Annotated in this window: 25 protein-coding genes; 15 read left to right on the top strand and 10 right to left on the bottom strand. The window is 44.0% G+C overall.

What is annotated here, in order from left to right:
* Window positions 1-91: 91 nt before the first annotated feature.
* Both V1U08_RS13640 and V1U08_RS13635 read left to right on the top strand, forming a co-directional pair.
* Complete coding sequence (locus V1U08_RS13640) at window positions 92-751, top strand: hypothetical protein (protein ID WP_330470808.1); 660 nt, start codon at window positions 92-94, stop codon at window positions 749-751.
* Window positions 752-1,135: 384 nt separating this feature from the next.
* Window positions 1,136-1,486, top strand: a complete 351-nt coding sequence (locus tag V1U08_RS13635) for a DUF3147 family protein (RefSeq protein WP_014233686.1) — start codon at window positions 1,136-1,138, stop codon at window positions 1,484-1,486.
* Window positions 1,487-1,577: 91 nt separating this feature from the next.
* Here V1U08_RS13635 and V1U08_RS13630 read toward each other — a convergent pair whose 3' ends face one another.
* Entirely contained in the window at window positions 1,578-1,877 is a 300-nt protein-coding gene (locus V1U08_RS13630; protein WP_020334086.1) for a hypothetical protein, read from the bottom strand.
* Window positions 1,878-2,123: 246 nt separating this feature from the next.
* Here V1U08_RS13630 and V1U08_RS13625 point away from each other — a divergent pair, with 246 nt between their 5' ends.
* Window positions 2,124-2,696, top strand: coding sequence for an NADPH-dependent FMN reductase (locus V1U08_RS13625; protein WP_014233684.1), 573 nt, complete (start codon window positions 2,124-2,126; stop codon window positions 2,694-2,696).
* 122 nt (window positions 2,697-2,818) lie between these two features.
* Here V1U08_RS13625 and V1U08_RS13620 read toward each other — a convergent pair whose 3' ends face one another.
* Window positions 2,819-3,460, bottom strand: coding sequence for a TetR/AcrR family transcriptional regulator (locus V1U08_RS13620; protein WP_065297841.1), 642 nt, complete (start codon window positions 3,458-3,460; stop codon window positions 2,819-2,821).
* A gap of 551 nt (window positions 3,461-4,011) precedes the next feature.
* Here V1U08_RS13620 and xdhA point away from each other — a divergent pair.
* From xdhA to V1U08_RS13585, 7 genes are all read left to right on the top strand, one after another.
* Entirely contained in the window at window positions 4,012-5,424 is a 1,413-nt protein-coding gene (xdhA, locus tag V1U08_RS13615; protein ID WP_330470807.1) for a xanthine dehydrogenase small subunit, read from the top strand.
* Entirely contained in the window at window positions 5,417-7,813 is a 2,397-nt protein-coding gene (xdhB, locus tag V1U08_RS13610) for a xanthine dehydrogenase molybdopterin binding subunit (RefSeq protein ID WP_330470806.1), read from the top strand. The genes xdhA and xdhB overlap by 8 nt, the downstream gene beginning before the upstream one ends.
* The gene (gene xdhC / locus V1U08_RS13605; protein WP_330470805.1) at window positions 7,797-8,708 is read left to right on the top strand and encodes a xanthine dehydrogenase accessory protein XdhC; all 912 of its coding nucleotides are present in this window, start codon (window positions 7,797-7,799) and stop codon (window positions 8,706-8,708) included. Before xdhB ends, xdhC begins: the two co-directional genes overlap by 17 nt.
* Entirely contained in the window at window positions 8,705-9,196 is a 492-nt protein-coding gene (locus V1U08_RS13600; protein WP_330470804.1) for a 2-oxo-4-hydroxy-4-carboxy-5-ureidoimidazoline decarboxylase, read from the top strand. Before xdhC ends, V1U08_RS13600 begins: the two co-directional genes overlap by 4 nt.
* The gene (uraH, locus tag V1U08_RS13595; RefSeq protein ID WP_176293057.1) at window positions 9,193-9,516 is read left to right on the top strand and encodes a hydroxyisourate hydrolase; all 324 of its coding nucleotides are present in this window, start codon (window positions 9,193-9,195) and stop codon (window positions 9,514-9,516) included. Before V1U08_RS13600 ends, uraH begins: the two co-directional genes overlap by 4 nt.
* A gap of 126 nt (window positions 9,517-9,642) precedes the next feature.
* Window positions 9,643-10,872 (top strand): urate hydroxylase PuuD, encoded by a 1,230-nt coding sequence (locus V1U08_RS13590; protein WP_330470803.1) that lies wholly within the window; start codon window positions 9,643-9,645, stop codon window positions 10,870-10,872.
* A gap of 297 nt (window positions 10,873-11,169) precedes the next feature.
* Window positions 11,170-12,573, top strand: coding sequence for a uracil-xanthine permease family protein (locus V1U08_RS13585; protein ID WP_065303302.1), 1,404 nt, complete (start codon window positions 11,170-11,172; stop codon window positions 12,571-12,573).
* A gap of 126 nt (window positions 12,574-12,699) precedes the next feature.
* Here the strand turns inward: V1U08_RS13585 and V1U08_RS13580 are convergent, their stop codons facing one another.
* The 3 genes from V1U08_RS13580 to hisC all read right to left on the bottom strand — a co-directional run bounded on the left by V1U08_RS13580 (window position 12,700) and on the right by hisC (window position 15,143).
* Entirely contained in the window at window positions 12,700-13,092 is a 393-nt protein-coding gene (locus V1U08_RS13580; protein WP_014233675.1) for a ribosome recycling factor family protein, read from the bottom strand.
* Window positions 13,093-13,263: 171 nt separating this feature from the next.
* Window positions 13,264-14,037, bottom strand: coding sequence for an ABC transporter substrate-binding protein (locus V1U08_RS13575; RefSeq protein ID WP_065297847.1), 774 nt, complete (start codon window positions 14,035-14,037; stop codon window positions 13,264-13,266).
* A 14-nt stretch (window positions 14,038-14,051) separates the two neighbouring features.
* Window positions 14,052-15,143, bottom strand: a complete 1,092-nt coding sequence (gene hisC, locus V1U08_RS13570; RefSeq protein WP_330470917.1) for a histidinol-phosphate transaminase — start codon at window positions 15,141-15,143, stop codon at window positions 14,052-14,054.
* 149 nt (window positions 15,144-15,292) lie between these two features.
* Between hisC and V1U08_RS13565 the strand changes: the two genes are divergently transcribed.
* Window positions 15,293-16,207, top strand: coding sequence for a LysR family transcriptional regulator (locus V1U08_RS13565; RefSeq protein ID WP_330470802.1), 915 nt, complete (start codon window positions 15,293-15,295; stop codon window positions 16,205-16,207).
* Between the two features lie 145 nt (window positions 16,208-16,352).
* On the opposite strand, the gene V1U08_RS13560 is transcribed toward V1U08_RS13565, so the two are convergent.
* Complete coding sequence (locus V1U08_RS13560; protein ID WP_014233671.1) at window positions 16,353-16,556, bottom strand: hypothetical protein; 204 nt, start codon at window positions 16,554-16,556, stop codon at window positions 16,353-16,355.
* Between the two features lie 919 nt (window positions 16,557-17,475).
* Here V1U08_RS13560 and V1U08_RS13555 point away from each other — a divergent pair.
* Both V1U08_RS13555 and rnr read left to right on the top strand, forming a co-directional pair.
* The gene (locus V1U08_RS13555) at window positions 17,476-17,688 is read left to right on the top strand and encodes a cold-shock protein (protein WP_005483265.1); all 213 of its coding nucleotides are present in this window, start codon (window positions 17,476-17,478) and stop codon (window positions 17,686-17,688) included.
* A 290-nt stretch (window positions 17,689-17,978) separates the two neighbouring features.
* Entirely contained in the window at window positions 17,979-20,231 is a 2,253-nt protein-coding gene (gene rnr, locus V1U08_RS13550; protein WP_330470801.1) for a ribonuclease R, read from the top strand.
* A 145-nt stretch (window positions 20,232-20,376) separates the two neighbouring features.
* Here rnr and V1U08_RS13545 read toward each other — a convergent pair whose 3' ends face one another.
* Together V1U08_RS13545 and V1U08_RS13540 are read right to left on the bottom strand one after the other, a co-directional pair.
* The gene (locus V1U08_RS13545; RefSeq protein WP_065303297.1) at window positions 20,377-21,714 is read right to left on the bottom strand and encodes a 6-phospho-alpha-glucosidase; all 1,338 of its coding nucleotides are present in this window, start codon (window positions 21,712-21,714) and stop codon (window positions 20,377-20,379) included.
* A gap of 80 nt (window positions 21,715-21,794) precedes the next feature.
* Window positions 21,795-23,420 carry an alpha-glucoside-specific PTS transporter subunit IIBC gene (locus V1U08_RS13540; RefSeq protein WP_330470800.1) on the bottom strand — a complete coding sequence of 542 codons (1,626 nt, stop codon included), beginning with the start codon at window positions 23,418-23,420 and terminating at the stop codon, window positions 21,795-21,797.
* Window positions 23,421-23,708: 288 nt separating this feature from the next.
* Here V1U08_RS13540 and V1U08_RS13535 point away from each other — a divergent pair, with 288 nt between their 5' ends.
* Window positions 23,709-24,413, top strand: a complete 705-nt coding sequence (locus V1U08_RS13535) for a GntR family transcriptional regulator (RefSeq protein WP_014233667.1) — start codon at window positions 23,709-23,711, stop codon at window positions 24,411-24,413.
* A gap of 185 nt (window positions 24,414-24,598) precedes the next feature.
* Here V1U08_RS13535 and V1U08_RS13530 read toward each other — a convergent pair whose 3' ends face one another.
* Complete coding sequence (locus V1U08_RS13530; RefSeq protein WP_330470799.1) at window positions 24,599-25,192, bottom strand: NADPH-dependent FMN reductase; 594 nt, start codon at window positions 25,190-25,192, stop codon at window positions 24,599-24,601.
* Complete coding sequence (locus tag V1U08_RS13525) at window positions 25,189-26,106, bottom strand: DMT family transporter (RefSeq protein ID WP_330470798.1); 918 nt, start codon at window positions 26,104-26,106, stop codon at window positions 25,189-25,191. Before V1U08_RS13525 ends, V1U08_RS13530 begins: the two co-directional genes overlap by 4 nt.
* Before the next feature lie 122 nt (window positions 26,107-26,228).
* Here V1U08_RS13525 and V1U08_RS13520 point away from each other — a divergent pair, with 122 nt between their 5' ends.
* A complete protein-coding gene (locus V1U08_RS13520) occupies window positions 26,229-26,723 on the top strand; it encodes a MarR family winged helix-turn-helix transcriptional regulator (RefSeq protein WP_118120683.1) in 495 nt (164 codons plus the stop codon).
* The last annotated feature ends 13 nt before the right edge of the window (window positions 26,724-26,736 follow it).

Raw genomic sequence — 26,736 nt, 5'->3', positions numbered from 1 at the left:
CCTGTTCAGAGGGGCTGATAAAATCCTTCCACTCACGTTCATGCCCCGTTACTATAATTGAAGCAATTTGGTTAGCGAGCTCTTAGTTATCATGTCAGATAAAATTACGGTTTGGATTGGCGTATGCTCGTCAATCATCACCATTATTCTTAGCGTCATGAATTTCAATCTAAATGCTGAAATGAAAGAAATTGATGCCTATGTCAAAAAGGTGGAAGCGGACTTAAAACAAAAGACCTTTGAGCTGGAGAAATCCAAAGAGAATACATCTCGGTATGAGTTTATTAATAAACTCATGCCTGATTTACTGGTTGATGATAAAAAGCATGTTGTTCTTACCACTAATCTGATTGCTTTAGTTCTCGATGAATCCGAAACTGAGCAGCTGTTTAACGGCCTCGCGAGTTCAACAGAAGAGAATGTAAGTAGTGTAGGTAAAATTGGCATCGCAACTATCACAAGCGTCCAGGAAAACAAATCGAAATATCAATCGGCAATTGAATATGAGGCAAAAGCTTTTGACGCTTTAGTGAATGAAGACTTTGCAAATGCAATAAACTACCTCGATTTGGCCGAAGAGGTGTATCCCTCTTTTCATCAAGTCTATGAAATCAAAAACCTCCTACAGGAAAACATAGCAAATTTGCATGACGAAAATACACAAGCAGCGGTTTTGAAAAAAATCGTGTTCGAACTCAGCTGGAAAGCCCCTCAGCCACAGCTCAGTCAACTAAAAGAAATGGTAGAGTGAATAGTGGAATAAATCAGTATATTCGACTCACAAGCGACTCTGTCTCACGCCCCTTAAAATCAATTCAACCAAGAACGCCTAAGCGTTTTCAAAGCCTTCTATTGATTGATAAATAGCCCGCCTTCGTTCATCAAGCTTTTGGTATCAAAGTCGCTTTAAAACTGAAGGCTCTCCAAACCCTAAAATAACCGGTGCAGTCATTCAATGAGAGAAAGCACCCCAAGAGCTATCATGGTTTGATGATGACGATCTTATTTACTTGTAAATAAAACGTTAAAAAGTAATTGTGACTTCAAGGTGTTTTCTTATATAAACGGTTAATACAACCTAAGTGTCATTACGCTGAATCATGCAATTCTTTCGTTTTGGGCAAGGAGACCACGAATGCTTTGGATTGTTATAAAGTACCTTACCACCGCGGCTGTTGTCGTTTTGATTTCTGAAGTCGCAAAACGAAGCGATAAATTAGGTGCTTTAGTTGCGGCTTTACCGACAGTCACAATCTTAGCTTTGATCTGGATGTACATTGAGGGACAGGGAAGCCACAAACTCTCTAATCATGCGTTTTATACTTTCTGGTATGTACTACCAACGTTACCCATGTTTCTGCTCTTTCCTTACTTGTTGGCTAAATACTCTTTTTGGGTCACATTGCTAATAAGCTGCTTAGTATCCATTGTTTGCTTTGGCCTTACTCATATGTTGGTAAAGCAGTTTGGGATCAACTTGTTGTGAAGCTTGAGCAAAACAGCGTGACTCATACCATCCGAAACACTAGGCAGTAAAAAGCCCACCGAAGTGGGCTAAATATCTAATGCCAAACTGTTTACTGAGATAAAAGCTCTTCAATCAGCTGACATGTATATTGCAAGTTTCCTTGCTCAACGACATTAGCGAGCCCTTTTCTCGGCTCATCAACAGTGCCTGGACCATGACCATCACCCGAAGGATCCGCTGAGTGACCTCCCTGATCAAAATTTTGCTCTTTGATCATTTCCATGGTCAAGGTTCCCCAGTTGCATTCTATGGTCATAGATTGGATCGGTGGGCCCGCATAAGTAAACGATGCAAATAGGGTTGCGAGTCCAGCAAAAAGCACAGGTATACATACTTTAGATATTTTCATAATCTCCTCCGTTATTTTTACCTGTCTAGATGGCACGTGTACCGCCTTTCACCATCGCTTTATACTGTAGCCCACAATCTCTGATACGTTCCTGAATAGCCCTTTGTTGAACCAAAGACTGACAAACAAAAGATATTCGCCATGCGTTTGAACTACACTTTTCATGGAACAAAACTAGTCGATAGATTGCGACACAAGCACATGGTTTAACGTTGAGCATAAGGTTCGGAGAAGGAGGTAAATAACATGGCACAATACAAAGTTGGCTACTTCGTTGGTAGTTTGTCTTCAAACTCAATTAACAGAATGTTAGCCAAAGCACTGGCGCGTTTGGCACCGCCGGAACTTGAATTAGTAGAGATCCCAATCAAAGATTTGCCCCTTTATAGTCCCGATTATGATGCCGACTTTCCTCAAGTAGCACGAGATTTCAAGCAAGCTATCGCCGATGTCGATGGTGTTCTGTTTGTGACTCCAGAGTATAACCGTTCAATACCAGGGGCGTTGAAAAACGCAATAGACTGGGCGAGTCGTCCATGGGGACACAACTCATTTACTGCCAAGCCTTCAGGTGTAATCGGTACGTCTCCCGGTTCGATCGGGACCGCATTAGCGCAACAAAGTCTGCGCAGCGTATTGTGTTTTTGTAATTCCCCGCTGATGAATACGGTCGAAGCTTACGTGCAATTTAAGCCGGGACTCATTACTGAAGATGGCGTGGTGACCGATGAGAGTACAGCCGAATTCCTGAGTAACTACATGGTTGAGTTACATGCCTTCATCGTCCGTGTACTCACGGTACTTCCAAGAAAATCGTAAAAGACATAGCTGCACTCAATCTTTGGGGATAGCTAACACAGAGTAGAATAAAAAATGGCGGCGCTGATGCTATTTATGAAATAACTCAGTACGCTGCCATTTTTACGCGAATGCGACCACGACTACCCTGTCACTCTGAGGCCCCTTAACACCATATCAACGACAAACTCCTGCGCTTTTTCAAATTCTTCTGTCGACAGGGGGCCACCTTTAATCAGCCTGATTTCGGTATCAAAGTCGGCGTAAAATTGGGTCGCTCCCCAGATCAAAAACAACAAGTGCAAAGGCTCGACCGGCCGAATCAATCCCTGATCAATCCAGGATTGAATGATGGTGGCTTTGCCTGCTGCCCAGTTCACCATTGGGAATTGAATGGAATCCGCAATAATAGGCGCACCTTGAATGATCTCTTGCGCGAAGATTTTCGATTCTTTTGGGTGTGTGCGGCTGTATTGCATCTTACCGACGATGTAATTTCTTAGCACTACCTCTGGCGGTAGCATGGCGGCTTGTTCCGAAAAACCGTCATTCCATAGCGTGAGAATGTCTTTCAATAACGCCTTATAGATGCCAGTTTTTGACTTGAAGTAGTACAGCAGGTTCGCTTTTGGTAGGTTCACTCTGTCTGCAATAGCCTGAACAGAGGTGCCTTTGTAGCCATGCTTAACGAACTCATCTGCCGCAGCTTGTAAGATTAGCTCTTCATTACGCCGTCTGATCTCACCGACATTCGCTCGTTTCGTTTGCCCTGCTTCTACCGTCAAGTTGACTCCTTACCTTTCGACTTTTTGCCTTCACCAATCGTAGTAAATCGCTTTTCAGCATCGCTGGCTAAAATACTCATTGGCCTCTTTACACTCATAAACCTATCTACAAAGTACTTTACAAAATACGCGCCAACCCAGAGAGCGCTCAGCGAACCGCTGATATCGGGGTTCCGAGTTACTCAGCAAACAAGACCTGCATCAAATGAGTGCAATGTATACAAGAGTTAGCACCAAAATTGTACACAATCCAGTTACCTCATCAGTTCCCCCCAAATTATTGGGGTTTTCTGGCACGCATATTATGCTTGATATATAAGCCTTCAAGCTAAAAGTGGAAAGTTATTTTTAAAAATACGACCAATTGGTCAGGTTTTTGCTTTAGTACTCATACCAACTGGCTAATACCAACAAGTCGGCCAGTTATGCAAAGACGAAACAAATAACAGATTCATCCTTAGCTTGTGCTTTCGCCAAGACTGCGCGAGCTATTTGGGGCCCTTGAGTTGACCACATGGACAGGTTTTTAACAATAATGAATAGAGGAAGTTATGTTAGAGCTCATGATTAATAATGATGTCGTCAAAGTGGCATCAGCAAAAGCAGACACCATGCTTTTGAACTACTTGCGTGAACAAAAACACATGACAGGCTCTAAAGAAGGGTGTGCCAGTGGTGATTGTGGCGCTTGTACGGTAGTCGTCGTTGATACTGATGACGCAGATAAACTGAGTTATCGACAAATCAACGCCTGCATCACCCCGATTCATGCTCTGCACGGTAAACAGATCATTACCGTCGAGCACCTAAAACAAAACAACCAACTTCATCCTGTGCAGCAAGCGGTTGTCGATCATCACGGTTCTCAATGTGGCTTTTGTACGCCGGGAATTGTGATGTCTCTCTATGCGCTGTCAAAGCAAGAAGTCGCGCCTCACAACCCAACCCATTATCTCTCTGGCAACCTTTGCCGATGCACGGGCTACGGTCCATTGATTGAAGCCGCAAACTCGATTGCTTCATGCCATATAGATGATCCGCTTAGCGTTCATGAAGCTACCGTAAAAACTTGGATGGCCTCAGTTGCAGACACAAATGAGCCGAACTATGCGCGCCCAAAAAACCGTCAGCAACTCGCTCAGGCAATCAAAGAGATGCCAGAGGCAAAAATGATCGCAGGCGGGACGGATTTATCATTAGAGGTGACTCAGCAACACAAACCTCTGGCGCAACTGATCGACTTATCTCACGTCGATGACTTACTGACAATCACAGAAACTTCGGCAGGTTGGCGCATTGGTGCGGCAGTTCCGATGACGCAGGTTCATGAATTCATTAAACAACATTTCCCAACCGCTGATGAAGTGATTGAACGCTTAGGTAGTTTGACTATTCGCCACAGAGCAACGCTTGGAGGCAGTCTTGGCCACGCTTCACCAATTGGCGATATTGCCCCACTACTTATCAGCCTGCATGGTCTGATTGAATTAGATGATGGCGAAGACAAAGTGTTACTTGCGCCGGAAGAGTACATTACTGGTTACCGCCAGACAGCCCTCCAACCCAATCAGTGGATCAGCGCGATTCACTTACCACAGCTGGCGAAAAACGAGCGCCACGCTATCTACAAAGTGAGTAAACGCTACGAAGATGACATCGCGACAGTCACATTGGGACTGAACATGGCGTTTGGTTCTAACCAATGTGTCACCAACTGTATCATCTCGGCTGGCGGAGTAGCCGCAAAATCTGTACGCCTTAGCCAGTTAGAAGCGCTATTTATTGGTAAGCCATTGTCGCTTTCTGTCGTTCAGCAAGCTCAGGAAATGGTACCTCAGGTGATTCAGCCACTGAGTGATGTGCGAGGCAGTAATACTTATCGAGTCAAGTTGGTTCAGAACCTGCTTAAACGTTTTTATTTGGAGTCTCAGAGCATTGAGACAAGGTTGGTGCAAGATGCGTAAGTTAACTCAGGTTGAATCGGGACAAACCATACTCCCTGAATCCCAACAAGTCGTAGGGAAATCTTACAAGCACGAAAGTGCCGATAAGCAGGTCAGCGGTGAAGCGCTCTATGTTGATGATTACGCTACTCCCGCTGGATGTGTACACGCCGCCGTTGTGACCAGCACCATCGCTAAAGGTCAGATTACTCAGCTCGACTTATCGGAGGTTGAGTGCGCTGAAGGTGTCGTTAAAGTACTGACAGAGACCTCGATTCCCGGAGAAAAGGACATTGGTACCATTTTCAAAGGCGATCCCTTACTGGCGATAAATAACGAGATTAAGTACTTCGGACAGCCTATTGCCCTCATTCTGGCGACCACACATGAGCTAGCATGGAAAGCTGCAAGCCTGGCGAAAGTGGAGTACACCGAAACGGGCGATCTGGCGCTGACGTATCCAAAAGCCGCATCACAAGATCCCCTCTTGCCTACTCACCAGATGGGTAAAAAAGTCGAACAACAAGTTTTTGACCAAGCGCCGGTTTATATTCACGGCGATATCCATGTCGGTGGTCAGGAACACTTCTATTTGGAAGGTCAGGTAAGTCTTGCAGAATTAACCGAAGACGGTGGCATATTCCTGCGTTCTTCTACCCAAAACCCGTCTGAAGTTCAGAAGTTGGTCGCTGAAGTATTAGACATTGATTTTAACCGAGTCACGGTTGATATGCGACGTATGGGCGGAGGTTTTGGTGGTAAAGAAAGTCAGGCGGCTCAATGGGCATGTCTGGCAGCGCTTGGGGCACACCATACAAAACGAGCAGTAAAAATGCGTCTTCCTCGCTCACTCGATATGACGGTCACTGGTAAGCGTCATCCTTTCTACAACCGTTACCAGCTTGCGGCAGACGCTCAAGGCCAAATCATCGCCGCAAACATCGAAGTAAACGGTTTATGTGGTCACTCGCCTGACCTATCCGACGCAATTGTCGATCGCGCCATGTTCCATGCCGATAACGCTTACTCACTCGGCCAGGCATGTGTGGTTGGCAACAGGCTCAAAACCGATATGGTTTCCCACACCGCATTCCGTGGTTTTGGTGGACCTCAGGGCATGATCGTGATTGAAAAAGCGATGCAGGATTTAGCGCTTCAAGTCGGCCAGGATGCGCTCGACGTTCGCTACAAAAATCTATATCGCGATGGAGCACAAATCACACCGTATGGTATGGAAGTCGAACAGCATGACGCAATGTTGGATATCATGCGACAGCTTGAGAAGCAAAGTGACTACCGCGCTCGCCGCGAGGCAATTAATCAGTGGAACCAAAGTAACCCAGTGCTGAAAAAAGGTCTGGCTTTAACCCCGCTTAAATTTGGGATTGCGTTTACGGCAACACACCTTAACCAAGCGGGTGCTCTGATCCATGTTTACACCGATGGGACACTTCAGGTATCACACGGCGGGACAGAAATGGGCCAAGGCCTGCATACGAAGATTCAACAGATTGTTGCTCAGTCTTTCGGTATTGATATTAACAAGGTGCTTGTCACCTCAACCCGCACAGATAAAGTGCCAAATACCTCGCCAACAGCAGCGTCTTCTGGTGCCGATCTTAACGGTATGGCGGCGCACAATGCAGCGATGGAAATCAAACAACGCTTACTTGATTTCGCTTGTAAACATTATCAAGTCGAAGAGACTGACATTGTCAACGGTGAGCTTGTCGGTATTGAAACCTCACCGAAATACCAACAACCCGTCAGTTGGGCGGAGTTAGTTCAGTTGGCGTATATGAACCGTATTTCGCTCTCTGCAAGCGGATTCTACCAAACACCAAAAATTGGTTATGACCGAAGTACCGCGACGGGTCGTCCGTTCTTTTATTTTGCCCTTGGAGCCTCGTGTTCAGAAGTCACGATCGACACTCTAACTGGCGAAATGCGCGTTGAAAAAGTCGACATTCTTCATGATGTGGGTAACAGCCTGAATCCGGCGATTGATAAAGGACAAATTGAAGGTGCATTCATTCAGGGCATGGGCTGGCTAACCACAGAGGAATTGATTTGGGGTGAGAATGGTCACCTGCTAAGTAACAGCCCGATGAATTACAAGATCCCGACCATCGGTGACTACCCGAAACAAATGCATGTTGATCTGTACGATCAGGCCAATCCGGAATACAGCATTTACCGTTCCAAAGCCGTTGGTGAGCCGCCATTCATGCACGCGAACAGTGTCTGGTGCGCAATTTACGATGCAGTAGCCTCAATCAGTCAACATCAAAGCGCTCCAGCACTACACGCGCCTGCAACAGGTGAAGAAATCCTTAACGCTTGCGAGCATCAGCAACAGTGGCTTGAAGAGCAATCAATGCAGGAGGAATCCTATGTCGTCGAACAATGATGCCTACCTGTCGAACCCGGGCATGAATTGGTTAGCCGCCTGCCAGCAACTTGAGCAACAAGGTCAGGCTTACTGTATTGCAACGGTTCTGGCTTATGTTGGATCAGTGCCGCGATCCAGTGGCGCGAAGATGGTTATCTCTGCTCAAGGCCAGTTCGACACGCTCGGCGGCGGCAACCTCGAATACCAGGTGATCGCCAAAGCGCGTGAAAACCTGGCGCTTCAACACGCTGAACCAATTATCGAACGCTTTGCCCTGTCCGCGGATCTTGGACAATGCTGTGGCGGAGCGGTGCAAGTGATGTTCGAGTTTTTCCAGACACAAACGCCACAGGTTGCAATATTTGGTGCCGGACATGTTTGTCAGGCACTCACTAGCATCCTCAGTGGATTACCTTGCCATGTAAAAGTCATCGACAGTCGCCCTGAATGGCTGTCGCCTTTATCGCAAAAAGGAATAGAGACGTCGCTACATGCCAATCCGGTCGATGCGATTGAAACACTAAAAGACAACACATTTGTGTTGATCATGACGCAAGACCACGCGCTTGATTTTGAGCTGACTCAGCAAGCGCTAGAAAGCAAGCGCTTTGCTTATGTGGGCTTAATTGGCTCACAAGGTAAAAGCCAACGTTTCAGGTTCCGCCTTAAAGAACAGCTGAGCAACGTCAACTTGCTCGATCAGCTCACCTGCCCGATTGGGAATCCAGACATCACGGGCAAATTACCAATGGAAGTGGCGGTCTCAGTATCAGCCCAATTGATGGAACGGTTTAAGCAACATCAAGCTAACAAACAACATAATGAAATGCAGCCCGATGTAAAACAACAGAACGAAGAACAATGGCAACAAGCCAATCTCGCACGCAAAAATATCAGGGAAAATCATCAATGAGTACAGTAAACCTTGCCTTGAGCCTAAGTGATGAACAGCTGGAAAGAATTTGCACCAGCCAACGTTGGCAGCAAGAAATGAAAATCCGCATGCCGTTTGACTCAATAGATTCTTTACTTCGTAGCGCAGAGATTGCCTTTACCAAGTTAAAAGAAAACGACTGGCTGGAAGCATTTGCAGGTCACCCGATGATTGGTGATCTCAATAGCCTGAAAAAGAAGTACTCACAAGGCAAAGACCTCAGTGAAAAAGAGCAAAAGAACGTTAAACAGGCTTCTACCGATGTGTTGCAAGAACTGCTTACGCTCAACCGAAAATACCACGACAAATTTGGATTCATTTTTATCGTGTGTGCCACCAACAAGACTGCAGAAGAGATGCTCAACCTACTCAATGGCCGAATCAATCGTTCTCGGGATGAAGAGCTACATCAAGCAGCACTAGAACAACAAAAAATCAGCAAAATCAGAATGGAAGCCTTGTTATGAAACAACTCAGTTGCCACGTGTTAGATACCGCAAACGGAAAGCCCGCAGCTGGTATTCAAGTTCAGTTATTTAGCCTCAACGACCAAATATGTCTAGCGGAGGCCACCACCGATCAAGATGGTCGCGCCAAGTTCCCAGAGCTAATCTTGGAAAAACAGGGTTATACGCTACGCTTTCTTGTCGCACCTTATTGTGATGCGCAGTTTGGTAGCGCTTTCTTTCCTCTTATAGACGTAAATTTCAACGTCTATGACGAGGGTAACTACCACATTCCTCTTCTCCTATCCCCATTCTCTTATTCGAGCTACCGAGGAAGTTAGAGGGCAACGCCCCAAAGAGAAGAGATGATTGTTCTTCAGTGAGGCAGTTGGGCAAATCCCCCTCTCAAAGAACAATCTTTAACGAACGCATGTTCAAGGAATCAAAATTTAAAAAGGAATATTACGATGTGGCCGCAACTGTATGAATGGCTAGCGCTGTTTATCAAATGGTTTCATGTGATCTGTGGCGTCGCATGGATTGGAGCAAGCTTTTACTTCACATGGCTGGATAATAACTTAGAGACACCGCCAAAATGGAAAAAAGATAAAGGCATCAAAGGCGACCTATGGGCAGTACATGGTGGTGGATTTTACGAAGTCGCCAAGTATCAGGTAGGTCCGGAAAAAATCCCGGAAAAGCTGCACTGGTTTAAATGGGAAGCCTACGCCACATGGTTAACTGGCTCTGCGTTGATGATTTGGATGTACTACTTCAACGCCCAAGCATATCTGATTGACCCTCGTGTCATGGAGCTAACGTCTCTGCAAGCAGTCGGTATTGGCGTTGGTGGCATTCTACTGGGCGTGGTGGTTTATGAAGCATTAATGCGTTCACCTTTGAGCCGTAACACTGCGCTGTTCAGTGCGGCACTACTCGCGTTTGGTGCGCTGTTTTTCTACGGCTTTACCCAACTGTTCAGCGGAAGAGGTGCGTTTATTCATATGGGTGCGCTCATTGGCTCGATTATGGTCAATAACGTCTTCCACAAAATCATTCCTGGCCAACGTAAAATGGTGGCGCAAGTTACCGCAGGTGAAACCGTGGACCCCGCTCCAGGCTTAGAAGGAAAGCGCCGCTCTATTCACAACAACTACTTCACTCTGCCAGTAATCTTCTTGATGATCAGCAATCACTATCCAATGATCTATCAACATCCACTGAACTGGCTGATTGGCTTTTTCGTTATGATCATCAGCGCGTATATTCGCCATTACTTTAACCTCAAACATATCGGGCAAAATAGACCAAGCGTTCTGTTAAGTGGAGCCTGTGCCATGATGGTTCTGGCAGTGTTAGTGAGCTGGCAGTCGACTTCTCGCAACGCGACACAACCTACCGTCGCCAAAGCAGACAGCCCACATGCAGCAGTAGCGACTGAAGTTTCATTAACGGAAGAACAGAAGATCGCAAAACAGATCATCAGTGAGCGCTGTAGCCAGTGTCATAGCTCAACACCAACGGATGATGTATTCAAGGTCGCGCCAAGCGGTGCCGTTTTTGATAGCTGGCAAGATATCGAACGCTGGAAAGCAAGAATTCTGGTTCGCTCGGTTGAAAGTGCTGATATGCCATTTTTGAATAAAACCAAGATGACTGATGAAGAGCGACAACGCCTGAAAGAAGTGTTGAATTAACCTCTCTGCTCACTCGCTATTTGAAGCCACCTGAAATCTAGGTGGCTTTTTTTATGGTAAATTTTTTATGGTAATTTCAATCGATTAAGTGTGTGTAAAACAAAAAAGTGACGGGTTGTACATGCACTAAATTGAGCATTATTGCACCAATACGAAACAATATTTTCCGTCAACTCAACACGGTTTTCTCCTAACCCACTGGAATAACTTGACTAACCAGTCAGGAAGTTTGTGGCACAAAGATTGCTCAGATGTATTCATAAAATAGTACACAATAATGAATACAAGGAAGTCAGTATGTCTCAACAGGAAACCCACGACCTCATATATGGGTTAGAAGACAAGCCCAAAGCCGGTGCAGCACTTTACGCGGGGCTACAACATGTACTTGCGAGTTTTGTCGGTATCATTACTCCAACCCTCATCATCGGCGGCGTGCTTGGACTCGGCGAACACGTTCCTTATCTCATCAGTATGGCGTTAATCGTGTCAGGGATTGGCACCTTTATACAGGCGCGCCGTATCGGCCCAATAGGCGCGGGGTTAGTCTGCGTTCAGGGCACCAGTTTTGCGTTTCTGAGTTCTGTCTTGGCGGCAGGCTTCATCGTTAAATCACAAGGTGGTGGTCCAGAAGATATTCTGGCAATGATCTTCGGGGTGTGTTTTGTCGGTGCCTTCGTCGAAATCATCCTTTCTCAGTTTATCAGCAAACTTAAACGTATTATCACACCTGTCGTGGCGGGTATCGTGGTAACAACGATAGGTATATCTTTGATTAAAGTCGGAATGACCGACCTTGCGGGCGGGTTCAACGCGCCAGACTTCGGCTCATGGAACAACCTTGTTTTGGGGACGGTTGTTTTAACCACCATCATCGTTTTAAATCGCTCTAAAAACCTAATGGTAAGATTGTCGTCCATCTTGATCGGTATGGTTATTGGCTATGTTCTGGCAGCCTTTATGGGCATGGTCAACTTAGAAGGGGCGTTTAATCAGCCTTTAGTCAGCGTCCCTGTTCCATTCAAATTCGGGTTTGATTTTGATTGGTTTGCATTTGTCCCAATCGCTGTTATTTACGCCATCACTGCCATCGAGTCAGCAGGCGATATTACGGCGAACTGCATTATCACCAAACAACCCGTGTCGGGCCCACAATATCTCAAACGAATTAAAGCTGGGATACTTGGCGATGGCGTGAACTCGCTGATTGCTGCGGTATTTAATACTTTTCCGAACACCACATTCAGCCAGAACAACAGCGTCATTCATCTGACTGGCATTGCAAGCCGCTATGTGGGCTACTTTGTCGCACTTATTTTGGTGGCTCTCGGATTGTTTCCTCTCATCGGTGCCATTCTGACTACCATCCCTAAACCGGTTATCGGCGGCGCAACCTTAGTCATGTTTGGTACCGTTGCAGCAGCAGGTATTAAGATCATTGCGAATGAAGAGTTAGATCGCCGAAACCTAATGATACTCGCCGTTTCATTTGGTATTGGTTTTGGCGTAATGCTCGTTCCTGAAATTCTGGAAGGTATGCCAAAAATCATGCAGAGCGTTTTCGGCTCTCCGGTAACTACCAGCGGTATTGCAGCGATTGTAATGACGTTAGTGTTACCAGAAACATCAAGCGAAAGTGCGCAGCAAGCAAACCAAAAAGAAACGCAAAAAACGCTTTCTAAACCAGCATTAGAAAAGTAACAAGGCTCAAGCCAACCAAAGACTAAACCACAACGGCCACTCCGATGATAACTCACGGGGTGGCTTTTTATGATCTTACTGAGCTATTTGGCTATTTGGCTATTTGGCTATTTGAAACATAAACCATTACAACATTTCCGCATCAAAACGCGCCGTGCGAGCTTGAGCGATTGTACAATTGGTTTCTGCCATTAATTCAGCCAGGGTGACGTTAGGGTTCTCCACCACTAAACGAATCAACTTGGCTTCCAGCGGCTCTAATTTATCCTGATGAGCCACGAGTCCGACTTCCATCTTGTTGATCACAAAACATAGCGCCTCTGACTCTTCTGCTTTGAGATGATCAAGAAAGGTTTTCAAATCCAATGCCTCACCAGAAACCTGCCAGTTTCTGGAACGTCGGACACGCTTCAACTCACACCCCTTCTCCATCGCAATCATTTTGGCCCGCTTAGCGTGCTCGCCACCAATACGGTGAATCAGCGAAGGCAATGGAATGGTGAGCTTGTTTGAATGCATAGAAGGCGTCATATCATCAGAAATAGACACACATTTTAAACTTAGCTTGCTGATTTTTCATCTTTTCGCCACACAGAGAATGAAATGTCGTTAACGCATGAGTTATTAAAAAGGCCTACCTTGCTAAACAAAGTAGGCCTTGTTGATTTAATGGAACGAATCTATCGGTAATTAAAGCTCTTCGCCGTAGATGTCGAAGGAGAAGTATTTCGCAGCGATCTTGTCGTAAGTACCATTTGCACGAATGGTTTTGATCGCTTGGTTAAACTTCTCAGCCAATTCTTTATCATTCTTACGCAGTGCTAGTGCCGTACCTTCACCAATGTAGGCTTTATCCGTTACAGCTTCGCCAACAAACTCATGACCTTTGCCAATGTCTTTGTCTAAAAACGCCAGCGCAAGTTGGTCTGAGTTACCAAAAGTCGCATCCAAACGGCCATTTGCCATATCCAGATACACTTCGTCCTGACCTGAATAACGTTTGATGGTCGCAACCGAGCCAAATTTATCCGTCACGTACATATCGTGAATCGTACCGCTTTGAACGCCAATTACTTTATCTTTTAAACCAGCTTCACTGATCTCAATGTTGTTGTCTGCTTTAGCAACAAAGCGAGCTGGCGTTTGGTAATACTTGTCGGTAAACAGTACGCGTTTTTTACGATCGTCAGTAATACGCATTGAAGCCATGATCACGTCTGATTTTCGCGCAAGCAGGCTCGGGATCAGAGAATCCCATCCTTGTGAAACCCAAGTACACTCAAGCTTCGCTTCTGCACACAAGGCGTCTGCGATTTCGATATCAAAACCAACCGGCGTACCACTAGCATCCTTGTAATTGAATGGTGGATACGTAAAGTCAGAAGCCAGACGAACTTCCTTTGCCATCAAAGGAGTCGATAGTAGTGCGGCGGTGCAAGCTAACGCGCTCAGCATTTTTTTCATGTGTAATGTCCTTATTATATTTCGATTGATGGTGTCACTAGATTGGTGTAGTTACAAATAGTTTCCGCCACTTCCTGCATGCTCTTTTCCGAACCGATCGTGATGCGAACACAGTTTTGCAGACTAGGCTCATGAGTCTGGTTACGCGTTACGATGCCTTGCTCTCGTAAGTATTCAAAAAGATTCACATCCGGCTTAGTGCGAATCAATACAAAGTTAGTGGCTGACGGGTAAATTGTTTCAATCCAGTCAAGACCTTCAATACGTTCAATAAAACGTTGACGAGATTCAATCAGGGTATGGGTATGAGCCGCTACCTTTTCTAATCCTTTAGCACTTAACGCTTGGAGAACGATTTCTGCTGAGCTGTCCGGCATCGGGTACGGGGGAATCAGCTTGTAAACAAAATCCATAACCGACTGCTGAGCGATAATAAACCCGCATCTTACCGCCGCCAAACCGAAAGCTTTAGACAAGGTGCGAATCACAACCAGGTTTGGATAACGGTCAATTAGCTCAACGACACTTTGTTCAAGTTCAAATTCGATATAAGCCTCATCAACAACCACAATGGCGCTTTGCTGTGTCTGCTCTAACACGTCAACAATCTTTTGGGAGCTCAACAACTGACCCGTAGGGTTGTTTGGGGAGCATAAGAATACCAGATTCGCCTTCTCTGCTGCTTGAACCACACTCTCAACGTCGAGATCAAAGTTCGGCAAAAGCAGTGGAGAGTCGATAACATCAATCGCCAATGATTCAGCACAAAACTCGTACATCGCATAAGTCGGACTGCATATCGCGATGCTGTCTTTACCTGGCTGACAGAAGGTACGAATGAGCAAATCAATTGCTTCGTCAGCACCACGCACTGCCAATGTTGGCTGTGACGTTGAGCAGTAAGCCTGGTATGCAGATGCAATATCATGAGGTAAAAAATCCGGATAGCGATGCAGTGGAGACTGGTGCTCTTTGTACAGCAGCGGCTCTTCCAACTCGTTCGCATTAAGCCACAATCTCCCAGCGCCGCCAATGCGTCTTGCAGACTGATATGGTATTAACTTTTTTATGCTCTCAGGAGCTAACTTCTCAGCTAATGACATTATATTTATTATCCTAATATGAATACATAATCAGTTTTAACCGACTAAATTAAATTTAATTTCTGTATTGGTAATAAATTAGTCAAGAATCGCTTTCGGTTAAATCGAATTAAAGGCATACTAGCCATGCAAAAAAATCATGGATAGATGACATGCAAAGTAGACTCCCTTCGACAAAAAACCTGCAAGCGTTTTTAGCCACAGCGCAACATCTGAATTTCACTCACGCAGCAGAAGCGCTTAACATGACTCAAGGCGCGATCAGCCGCCAAATCCAGTCAATCGAGAGTCTGATGGGTGTTGCATTGTTTTATCGTCAGGCACGAGGACTGGCTCTGACTCCAGAAGGCGCGAAGTTTATCCCTCTCGCAGAAGAAATCATTCATCGCTTACAAATGTCGATTCGTGAAGTGGTGGATAGTGCAAACCGAATCAAGTTGAACGCACCAAGCTGTATTACCACATGGCTGTTAGGTCACATCGCCAATTTTCAGCAAGCTTATCCTGATGTGAATGTCGAACTGACCTCAACCACCAAGCATCAGGCGATACCCAACTTCGATAGTTTTGACTTAGTCATCTCATACGGAAAACCCATCCGCAATAAAACCATTGAACAAGTACTATTGTTCGACGAGCTTCTGGCTCCAGTATGTGCGCCACAGTTGTGGGAAAAGATGGCATTGTCTGTTTCAGAAGAAACAATAGATGAGCTAAACCTGCTCAAACGTTGTACTTGGCTTCATGCGAATACGGAGCAGTCAGACTGGTCGATGTGGCTGGCGTCGCGAGGATATCGCAATGTTCAGGGCAAAGGTAACCAGACTTTTGCCACGCTTGATCAGGCGGTAAATGCAGCCCAACAAGGCTTTGGCATGGCGATTGGTGACATTACTCTGGCAGAGCAAGACTTAAAATCAAAACGCTTAATACAGCCGTTCGACAGCTATGTCGCTTCTGGAAATGGTTATCACCTGCTCAATCCAAAACACGAACGCAATTCGATGGTAGGCAAACTGGTCAGTTGGTTGGCGGAGCAAAGCGAAAGTAATCGTGACCAAAACTAGCTAGTGTCAAATTAAGACAGCCATTTTGTAGGGGAGTGTGGTTGGTAATAAACATGAATATATAAGGGATGTGATAATGATGCGGAAGCCGGTGATACTTACGCACCACAATCACCATAAGAACTCGATTTAGTTCTTTATAATATTACTGATTCTGTTTAAAGAAACGTTCAGCACTGGCAAAAAGAGATTCGCAGAGGTTTTTCTGCTTGTTGTACTCATCAGAACCTGCGTCCATTGATTCTAGGACTTCTTTGGCACTATGGTATTCCTTAACCATTTGCTCAAACTTCGCTTCATAGCCGCTTTTCTTATATTTTCTTGGCGATTTATCTTGTCTTTTTCGCATTATTGTTCCTGTTTGAACATATTTATCAAAAGTATATTAAACATGCAGCCTATATTTTATATATCCGCTTGCATTGGCTTAAATAAGCCTGATTCAACATACTACTTTAGTACTCATTAACGATGATAAATAAGCATTTCAAGCAATGAAAAGTTATCTAAACGATCATAACATTTGGGGCTGAAAGACCTTTCAGGTCATGTTCAGTTCTGAATGCTAATTTGTGATCTTCTGATAGATACTTAAACATTCTGACGCTATTTTTTAACCCTCGTTAATAGTTGAAAGCAAAACTGAGACTATTTAATGGAAGATAAAGAATAAGTTGCTATGGGAGTTGTATAACGATATGACTCGAAAGAAAACTGAGAAGAGACTCGAACTATATGTTTCATCAATAGCTCACGTTTCGGAGCTGTACTCACTATACACTCATTACAATAAATAGATAGATATTTTCCATTTTCCTCAGTAGAACAGAGGCTGTCTCTATGCCTGTTGTGGTTTTATAAGAAGAACACAACACAGAAATATCATTAAAAATCATAAAATTAGAACAACAATTGCGCATCTAATTTAAAATCACAGCCTATGACTACTTTACTGTTGCTCCTGCAATGAAGCCTGCACAAACTATAGTTTGACCACTGTATTGCATTTTCTATTGCAAAAAACGAATGCTTGAAGAACAAGGAAAAATTAAAAAATGAAAAAGCTAGCCTTTATCAATTTTATCGGTATACTGCACGTCAGCTCTTAAGAAAAGAGCTATTTAATTATTTTAAGATCAAATTTCTCTCAGTTCCTCATCGATTTCCTCGTTTACGTTCCTGCGACAAAGTATTTATCTCTAAATCATCTAATAGCACTTATTAGCTAATAAACTTAATATTAAAACTATACAAATATAGAGGTATCTATGTCTAATAAATCAACTGGTTCAGTAAAGTGGTTCAACGAAACTAAAGGCTTTGGTTTTATTTCTCCTGAAAATGGTGGTGAAGACTTGTTTGTTCATTTTCAATCAATTGTCTCAACTGGTTTCAAAACACTATCTGAAGGCCAAAAAGTCTCGTATGTTGTCGAGCAAGGCAAAAAAGGCCTACAAGCTGGCGAAGTTACTGTAATGTAATTCGTTATATGGCATCGATGTTCATCGGTGCCTCTTCTCTCCTCTTTATATCATCGCAAGTCTTTCACCCAAGTCTATATACCCAAATAACTTGAACTTAAACGTTAAAATTCAGTTTGCAACGCAAACCAACCTTTCTAATAAGTCATTTCAGTATATATCTTTGGCAAAAGGCCAAAAACAATCCCCTATAATAACTAATGTGATTCATATCTGAATCATTTCGCCTAGTGCTTTACTCATATAAATAGGTTTATATAAAAAGCGATTGGCGAATAAAAGAGAATTAAATGAAAATAAATATATCCGCTCAATCAATAAACCACACTAAATATGACGATATTATTCCTAGCCGAGATTTTATTCTTAGCTTGTTCGACAAAGTCAAAAGCTATTTAAGCCATGAACAGATCTCTCACTCTGCGGGCTTGGATGAAAAACCACAAAAAGACGCCTTGAAAAAGCGCTTACGTGCAATGGAGCGAGACGGGCAGTTGATTTTTACTCATCGTAGAGGTTACAAAAAAGTCGATCAGGCTTTTTTAGTTACAGGGAAAATAAGTACTCACGCTGACGGCTTTGGCTTTGTTACATACGACAGCAATGAAAAAGACCTTTTCTTACCTAAACATCAACTGACTCATGTTTTCGATGGCGATATCGTGCTGGTTCTGAAAGGCAATGCTCAACAGCAAGGTCGTTCAAACCACCGCTTGATCAAGATCGTTGAACGTAAAACGACTCATATTGTTGGCTTGTTAAAGAAAAAAGGCTCTAACTTCTATTTAGTGCCAGAAAGCACAAAACTGACTCAAACCATCCATGTCACCCCAAATGAACTCATCGCCAAAAATGTCGGTAAACTCGTTCATTGTAAAGTCACTGCATACCCGGATCACAGACAATCAACCACGGTTGAAGTTGCAGAAGTATTGGGTCGTGCGGGAGAGGCTGGAATCGAAGTAAAATTGGCATTGCGTCGCCATGGCATCAATGACAAATGGGATAAGGAAGTACTCCATGCAGCTTCCGTATTTGGCTCTCAAGTCGACGAAAAAGACAAAACATCTCGCGTGGATTACCGAGATTTACCTTTCGTCACTATCGACGGTGATGATGCCAAAGACTTTGATGATGCGGTTTATGGGTATCAAATGGACAATGGTCAATGGAAGCTTTTCGTCGCAATCGCTGACGTATCTCATTATGTCCAACCAAACGACCACTTAGACCTTGAAGCACAGTCGCGTGCAACATCCGTTTACTTCCCTGGGTGTGTCGTGCCAATGCTACCAGAGTCATTATCTAACGGTTTGTGTTCACTAAATCCTAATGAAGATAGATTAGTGATGGTATGTGAGATGACCTTTGATAACGAAGGGAACATGCTAGATTCGGAGTTTTCTGAAGGGATCATTCACTCACATGCCAGGCTGACGTACAACGAAGCTAACCGGATTGTTATGCAGTCTCCTGCGAGAACAAAATACCAAAGCAACAATCCTAAAAATAATATCTCTCAGCATTTGGTGAATCTTCATCGCTTGTATCTGAACTTATCTGGTCAGCGTAAAATACGTGGAGCCATTGATTTTGACACTCAAGAGCTCGCTTTTACGTTAAATAACAAAAAGAAGATTGCTTCTATCGTTCCAGTTGTTCGAAATGACGCCCACCGAATGATCGAAGAGTTTATGCTCTGCGCTAATGTTGCTACAGCACAGTTTTTAGAGCGACATAAAATATCGAGTCTATATCGCGTGCACTCCGGCCCTCAAATGAAAAAGCTATCTTCATTGAGAATGTTACTTGCAGACAGAGGACTAACGTTAGCAGGCGGTGATAAGCCAACCTCTCACGATTACAACTCGTTATTGGAACAAGTTCGAGAATTGGATGAGTGCGACATAATACGCACCTTACTCTTGCGCTCTCAAAGCCAAGCTGAGTATTCGCCTAAAAACATGGGCCACTTTGGTTTAGCTTATGACGCTTACGCGCACTTTACCTCGCCAATTCGTCGTTACCCTGACTTACTCGTTCACCGCGCTATTCGAGCCAAACTAAGAGAACAAAGTAATGGCAAGCTACGTAGTCTGTTATTGAAGTTCAACCCTATACGCAAACTAGCCGGCATAGAGAATAACTACCCTTACGATACAAAAACGATTGAGCAGCTCAGCGTGCATTGTTCACATCAATCTCGCCAAGCTGATGAAGTAAGTCGTGAGGTTGAGTCGGCGCTAAAATGTCATTATATGAAACCATTCATTGGACAAAGCTTCATGGGGACCGTTTCTGGTGTTACACACTTCGGTGTTTTTGTGGAGTTAGAGGAAAACCGAATTGAAGGCCTCATACCATTATCAAGTTTCCAGAACGGGGAGTTTGAATTTGATGCGATCAAACAAAAAATTGCCAGCCAAACCACAACCTTCACGTTAGGTACTCAAGTCAAAGTGACCGTGAAAGAAATCGATTCTAAACAAAGAAAAATTATATTTAACTTAGCGGACTCTAGTGAATCGTCACTAAAACAGTAGACTTTTTGTCGCACAAGAACCACCGTTTTCATAACTGACTACATCGCGCAAATGCGACGTTATGACCGAGAATAATGATACCAATCATCTATTTTTAGCCATAAAAAATGCCCCGCTCTCGCAGGGCATTTTTGGTTACTAGTGATTATTGCATTTCCACCCAGTACTCTTTATTCGCTTCAAGTAAATCTTCCAAGATATCTTTCGCGACTTTTGCACTTGGAATAGTCGCGGACAGTGTCAACGCTTGCCACAATTTTTGTTTAGAGCCTTCTACGTGCGCTTGAACCACCAATTTTTCTACCGACACTTGTTGGTTCATCATGCCTTTTTGGAACTCTGGGATTTCACCAATTTGTAAAGGCTTCGCCCCTGTATTATCAACAATACAAGGGATCTCAACCATCGCAGTTGGATCAAAGTTACTAATCGCGCCATTGTTCGGCACAATAAGCAACATACGCTCTTTGGTGTTAAACGCGATGGCTGTCGCTAGGTCAACAATGTATGAAGCGTGCTCTTCCACTTCGATGGTCGTATCTGTCGCTGTGCCATTAGCGATAATGCGGTGACACTCGGTAAACACTTCCTTCTCACGACCTTCCATAACTTCGTTCGCACGGGTGTGCTCTTTGTTCGAGTGTTCTACGACGTAATCAGGGTACATATAGTATTTCAGGTACGTGTTTGGAATGGTTTCTGGATCAAGCGCATACACATCGCGAACTTTAATAAAAGTCTCCTTCCAGGATTCATCGGTATGCTGAGTGCCATTCATCGCACTTGGTGGCAAATAACCATACTCTGTGATGTATTCTTTGATACGCGGCATAAGATCTTCACCTGTTGCTGCGTCTTTGAATTCTTTCCACCAACCAAAATGGTTAAGACCATAGTACATAATGTCGAACTGTTTACGATCGTCATAACCAAGGATCTCTGCAATACGAGTCTCGATACCGATAGGCATATCACAGATATTCAGTACTTTTGAGTTAGGACGCATTACACGGCACGCTTCGGCAACAATTGCAGCTGGGTTTGAGTAGTTCAACATCCAAGCATTTGGCGAGTATTTCTCCATGTAATCAATCAATTCGATGACAGCAGGAATAGATCGTAGACCATAAGCCATACCACCTGCGCCACATGTTTCTTGCCCTACACAACCGTGACGCAGTGGGATTTTCTCATCTTGCTCACGCATTGCGTATAGACCCGCTCTAATGTGAGCCATACAGAAATCAATATCGGTAAACGCTTCTTCTGGATCCGTTGTGTAAGAAAATTCAATATGCGGTGCACGCTCTTTCAGCAAAATTTTACACGCTTCCGCCACGGTTTCCTGACGCGATGCAAAGTTATCGTAGAACTTCAGTTGACGGATAGGAAAACGCTCTTGGTTTTCTAGCAGCATCATGACGATGCCAGGAGTAAATGTTGAACCGCCGCCTGCAATAACAACTGAGAATTCTTTTTTCATAATATGCCTCTCTTTTTTCGGGCGACGCCTCCGCCGCCCATACAATACTGGTTTAAAATTCTTTGATTAATCGTCTGGTCTTAGCGAGCCGAGCTAAGCGTTAGTTCCGATGCTTGTAGTTCTGGCTCATATTCATTAACAATCTTTTCGCACTCCTCACGTAACTGGGGCACATTCAAACCGATGATTACTTGCACGGCATTGCCACTTTTTACTAAGTTCACCGCGCCAGTACTCATGAAATATTCAGCGGATTCGACTTGATCTGCATCTTTCACCGTCACGCGTAAGCGAGTCGCACAGTTACTTAAGTCGGCTATGTTTTTGACACCGCCTAAGCCATGAATGGTCTCAAATGCTTGGATTTGCAGTGGGCTGGCACCTTGATTGTCTTTGCCCGTAATTCCGTATTTTTTATTAAAGTCCTCTTTGGAATGCAGTTTCATCTCGGCTTCACCTCGACCTGCAATTAGCACATCGAACTTAACGATCAGGTACTTAAATACGAAGTAGTAAAGAACTGTAAAACACAAGCCAATCGCGATTTGCGTCACCACCATACTGGTATGGTTACCTAGCAGTGGAATCCAGGTACCCGTTGCAAATTCAATTAAGCCGCCACCCATATTGCCGACCACACCAAAGCTGTACATCACCATTGCCATAGTGCCAGCGAGCAAAGCGTGAATGGCAAATAGCCATGGAGCAATAAAGAGGAAAGTGAATTCAAGTGGCTCTGTAATTCCAACCATCACGGCAGTTAATGTGGCAGGGATTAGCAATGCAGCAACTTTTTTGCGGTTTTCTGGTTTAGCCGTGTGGTACATCGCGAGTGCGATACCTGTGCAACCAAAAATCTTGGAGTTACCGTGTAATGCAAATCCACCAGCAGGGAAAAGGTCTTGCATAGATTGGCTAGATTGAGTGAACACTTCTAGATTGGTAAACCAGTCCACAGCAATTCCATTTGGCGTTGCCACATTACCGAACACAAATGGGGCATACACGAAGTGATGTAAACCTGTTGGGATTAAGATTCGCTCCAGAAAGGTATATAACCAAACACCAAAGGAACCCGAATCAACCATAAAGTTCTGTAAATTTAAAATCCCATGTTGAATTGAAGGCCACACATACAACGTTAACCAAGCAGAAGGAAGCATAGCGAAGAACGAAAGCATCGCTACAAAAGAGGCACCTTGGAAAATGCCTAAATATGCGGGTAGCTGTTTTTCAAAGGTACGGTTATGAATCCAGGTAACCAAAGCGGAGATTATAATGGCGCCAAAAATACCAGTATCGATGGTTTTAATGCCCGCAATTTCGGTCAATCCTGAAGTTCCACCGATAGGTTGAGAAAAGTCGACACCAAAAAACTCTCCCCAGAAACCTCCCATCGCGCCAATAAAGTAGTTGAAGGATAAGTACGAAACCATCACAACCATGGCAGCTCTGGCATGAGCGGTTTTAGCTAAACCAATTGGTAATCCAACGGCAAACAATAGCGCCATATTTCGGAAGATGGTCCAGCCACCTTCTTCAATAACTTGTAACACTTGATAATAAAGACCGCTTTTATCGGCTAAATCACCAACAAAAACCGGGTTTTTAAGAACAATGGTTAGCCCTACTAATATCCCGACAAACGGAAATAGTAAAACTGGGGTAAACATCGCTCCGCCTAAACGTTGTATCGCACTCAACATGGCAGGATCCTTAATTTGTTATTTATTCATCTTCACAGTGTTCCGTCTTTCGACACATTCAAATTACTCCCAGACACAAAAAGAGACAAATTAAATACAAGTGAAACGTGATCGAATACAAATAAAAGATATGTTTTGAGAAAAAGCTCACAAAACATGACCTATAGATAATCTTTATACGTATATTGTGTGCTTTAAAACCGAATAATTGCGATACAACTCAATAAAGGTTATTGATTTGTATTATTTGCGATGTGATAATTTCATCAGAAATTAGAGAGGTAACTTATGCTGTATAAACAAGTCATGCAGGAGCTAAAAAACCGAATTGATTCCGATGAATTCGCGATTGGTGACACGCTTCCAACCGAAAAGGCATTGGTTGATCAATACTCTGTCAGTCGCATTACCATCCGAAAAGCAATTCAAGAGTTAGTACAGCTTGGTTTAGTGGAAAAGCGTCAAGGGGCCGGAACGACCGTAATTGGAAAAACCATGGTCGGCTCTATGCTAGAATTGAAAAGTACAAGTGAATACTTTACGGATGCCAGCAGCAGTCTTGAGTACAAAATTGTTGAGTTTGCTTTTATTGATGCCGACGAAGATCTGGCAAAGATCTTACACATTGAAAGTGGTGAAAAGGTCTACTTTATCCGTCGTTTCAAGCTAATTAACGGCGTGCCTTCTGTTTACGAAGACTCATACATGCCAATGGCGATGTATCCCAAAATGAAGGTGATGTCGCTAGAAGGCTCTAAATACGCCTACCTAGAAAACGAACTCGGTTTTGAAATTGATGGCGCATTTCAAGACTTTGAGGCCATAATGCCCACTCAAAACATGTGTGAGATATTAGGCGTAAATGAGAACAAGCCCCTATTGTGTATCTCATCCGTTGGTATTCTTAAAGATGGACGTGTATTTGAATATACACGCATTGTTTCCAAGCCAGAAACGATGTCTTACAAACATTACCTCAAACGCGGTAAATAACCGACCAGCCTCTTCGGTGAAATGCAACGATCCCAGCATTTTCGTTAAAAACGGACCTAATATTGGGGTTACCCTCCCTATTTCAGACAACATCAAAGACTAAAGACGCCATACAAGAGAGGCGTCTTTGGTCAAGATGAAGTAGAAGAAGAATAAAACCAATTAAAACAAAGCATAGATTGCTGTTACATACCGTAGCGAAATGCCTTGCCCAGAGCGACCATATCACGCTGAACTGGAGCCAATGCCCGCGCATAATTAGCGAGTAACGTCATTGTATACTGATTACGCTGATGCATCGCTTGGTCGGTACATTGGTGGTCAGTCGTGATCAATTCCTCTACATTGCGAAAGATTAAATGATCCGGTAAAAAGCACGCGTGGTTGTTCTTGTTTCCCGTCATGCGCAGTTCACTTATCGGATACACGCCATTTACACTAGCTGACACGCTGACTAAAAGTACTGGCTTGTGTGCCAATTCTTCATCGGTAGACAACAGCAAAAAGTTCTTGAGCGTTGGCGTCGCCATTCCATGCCACTCTGGGGTAATAAGAATCACGGCATCCGAGTGTTTAAGTGTCTCGGAAATGGGTGTCCATTGCTGCCACTCTTCAGTTTGTTGCCAAACACCTTCGTTCCAAAATGGAAGGTTAAGTTGATGCAAATCCAAAATGTCCGCGGTATCGAAATGCTCTAAAGAAAGTGACTTTAAATAGCCTGCAACTTGCAGACTTTGCGAGTTTGCACGTTGGCTACCAGATACGATGGTAATCTTCATATTAATTCCTTTTTAAAGCTTGGAGAAAGTAAGTCATTAGATTTATTAGATGACGCAGCCACGCAAGGAGCCGCCAGAACGATAGCAATTAGGACAAACGTCGCCCCTAACAGCTGAAGCCAAGTAAGGGTTTGATCGAGCACGAGATAGCCCAATACACATGCAGATACGCTGCTGAGAAAACCGAGAAAAGAAACCGTAATCGGTGGCAGCTTCTCGATTCCTCGAAACCATAGGGAGTAGCCTAAAATCGCGCCAATCACACTCAGATACAGATACCCAATGTAATTTGGCAAGCTTAAGGATTCAGGTAGCCCTTCAACCCATAAAGCCACTGGCAGCAACATGAATCCACCAAAAAGCAGTTGCCAGCCCGTAAAGCCCAATAAGGTCATGCCTTGGGGTCTTTGCCACTTTTTCGTTAATACAACGCCAGAAGCCATACTTAATGTGCCGACAGAAGCCACCGCCACCCCCGTCAAATTGATCTGTACAGCACTGTTGATGACTAATAAGACAATGCCCAATATTCCGACCGCACTCGCCAACATTTGACGCGATGATAGCTCTGATTCAAGCCACTTCCAGCTAAGTAGGATCACAACCATAGGCTGGATAGACATCACTATCGCCGCCATCCCCCCTGGTAAATAAGTAGCAGCGAAGAATAGACAGTAGAAAAACAAACCGATATTTAAAAAACCAAGTACCGCAAGACGCAGCAGCCATTTGCGATCAGGTAACGTCTTGCTAATTAGGACTAAAAACAGACCTGCCGGCAAAGCTCGAATCGTCGATGCAAGCAATGGGCTTTCCGGTGGCAATAACTCCGTTGTCACAATATAAGTACTTCCCCACACGATCGGTGCTATTGCAGTCAAACCGATTGTCTTAATCTGATGTAATCCTTGCATACTGACGCCTCCAACATTCTTTATAAAAAGTATCTTTTACAAAAGATACTTTTTATAAAGTAATAGATGTTTAATTTACGATCAAGTATCTTTTTAAAAAGATATTTACACAGGAGATAAAAATGTCATTGGATAGTGTCGATTCCATTCTGGCTCAATGGAAAAGCGTCAGACCAGATCTGGACTGTTCTTCTATGGGGGTTATTGGACGTTTGCGCCGAACCAGTAATGCTTGGAAAACTAAAATGGATAAGGTGTTCAAAGAACATGGCTTAAGCAGCATCGAGTTCGACATCTTAGCAACGATGCGTCGCAGCGATCCTTCTGGTATCACACCCACAGAGTTATATAAGACACTCATGCTTTCTTCAGGTGCTGTCAGTACACGATTGGAGCAGTTGGTAAAAGAAGGGTTGGTAGAACGTATTTCTAGCGAACAAGACCGACGAAGCTGCAAAGTCACCTTGACCTCAAAAGGTGTTGAGCTGGTTGATACTGCATTAAACGCGCATGTTGAAAACATGGATAACATGCTGAATGCATTAACAAAAAAAGAGCAAGATCAGCTAGCCGGCTTACTACGTAAAGTATTGATTTGTGAAGAAAACGAAAAATGATAGCGAAGTAAAA

The organism is Vibrio sp. YYF0003, from assembly GCF_036350715.1.
Taxonomy (GTDB): domain Bacteria; phylum Pseudomonadota; class Gammaproteobacteria; order Enterobacterales; family Vibrionaceae; genus Vibrio; species Vibrio natriegens.
This window is presented reverse-complemented; position numbering and strand designations above follow the sequence as displayed.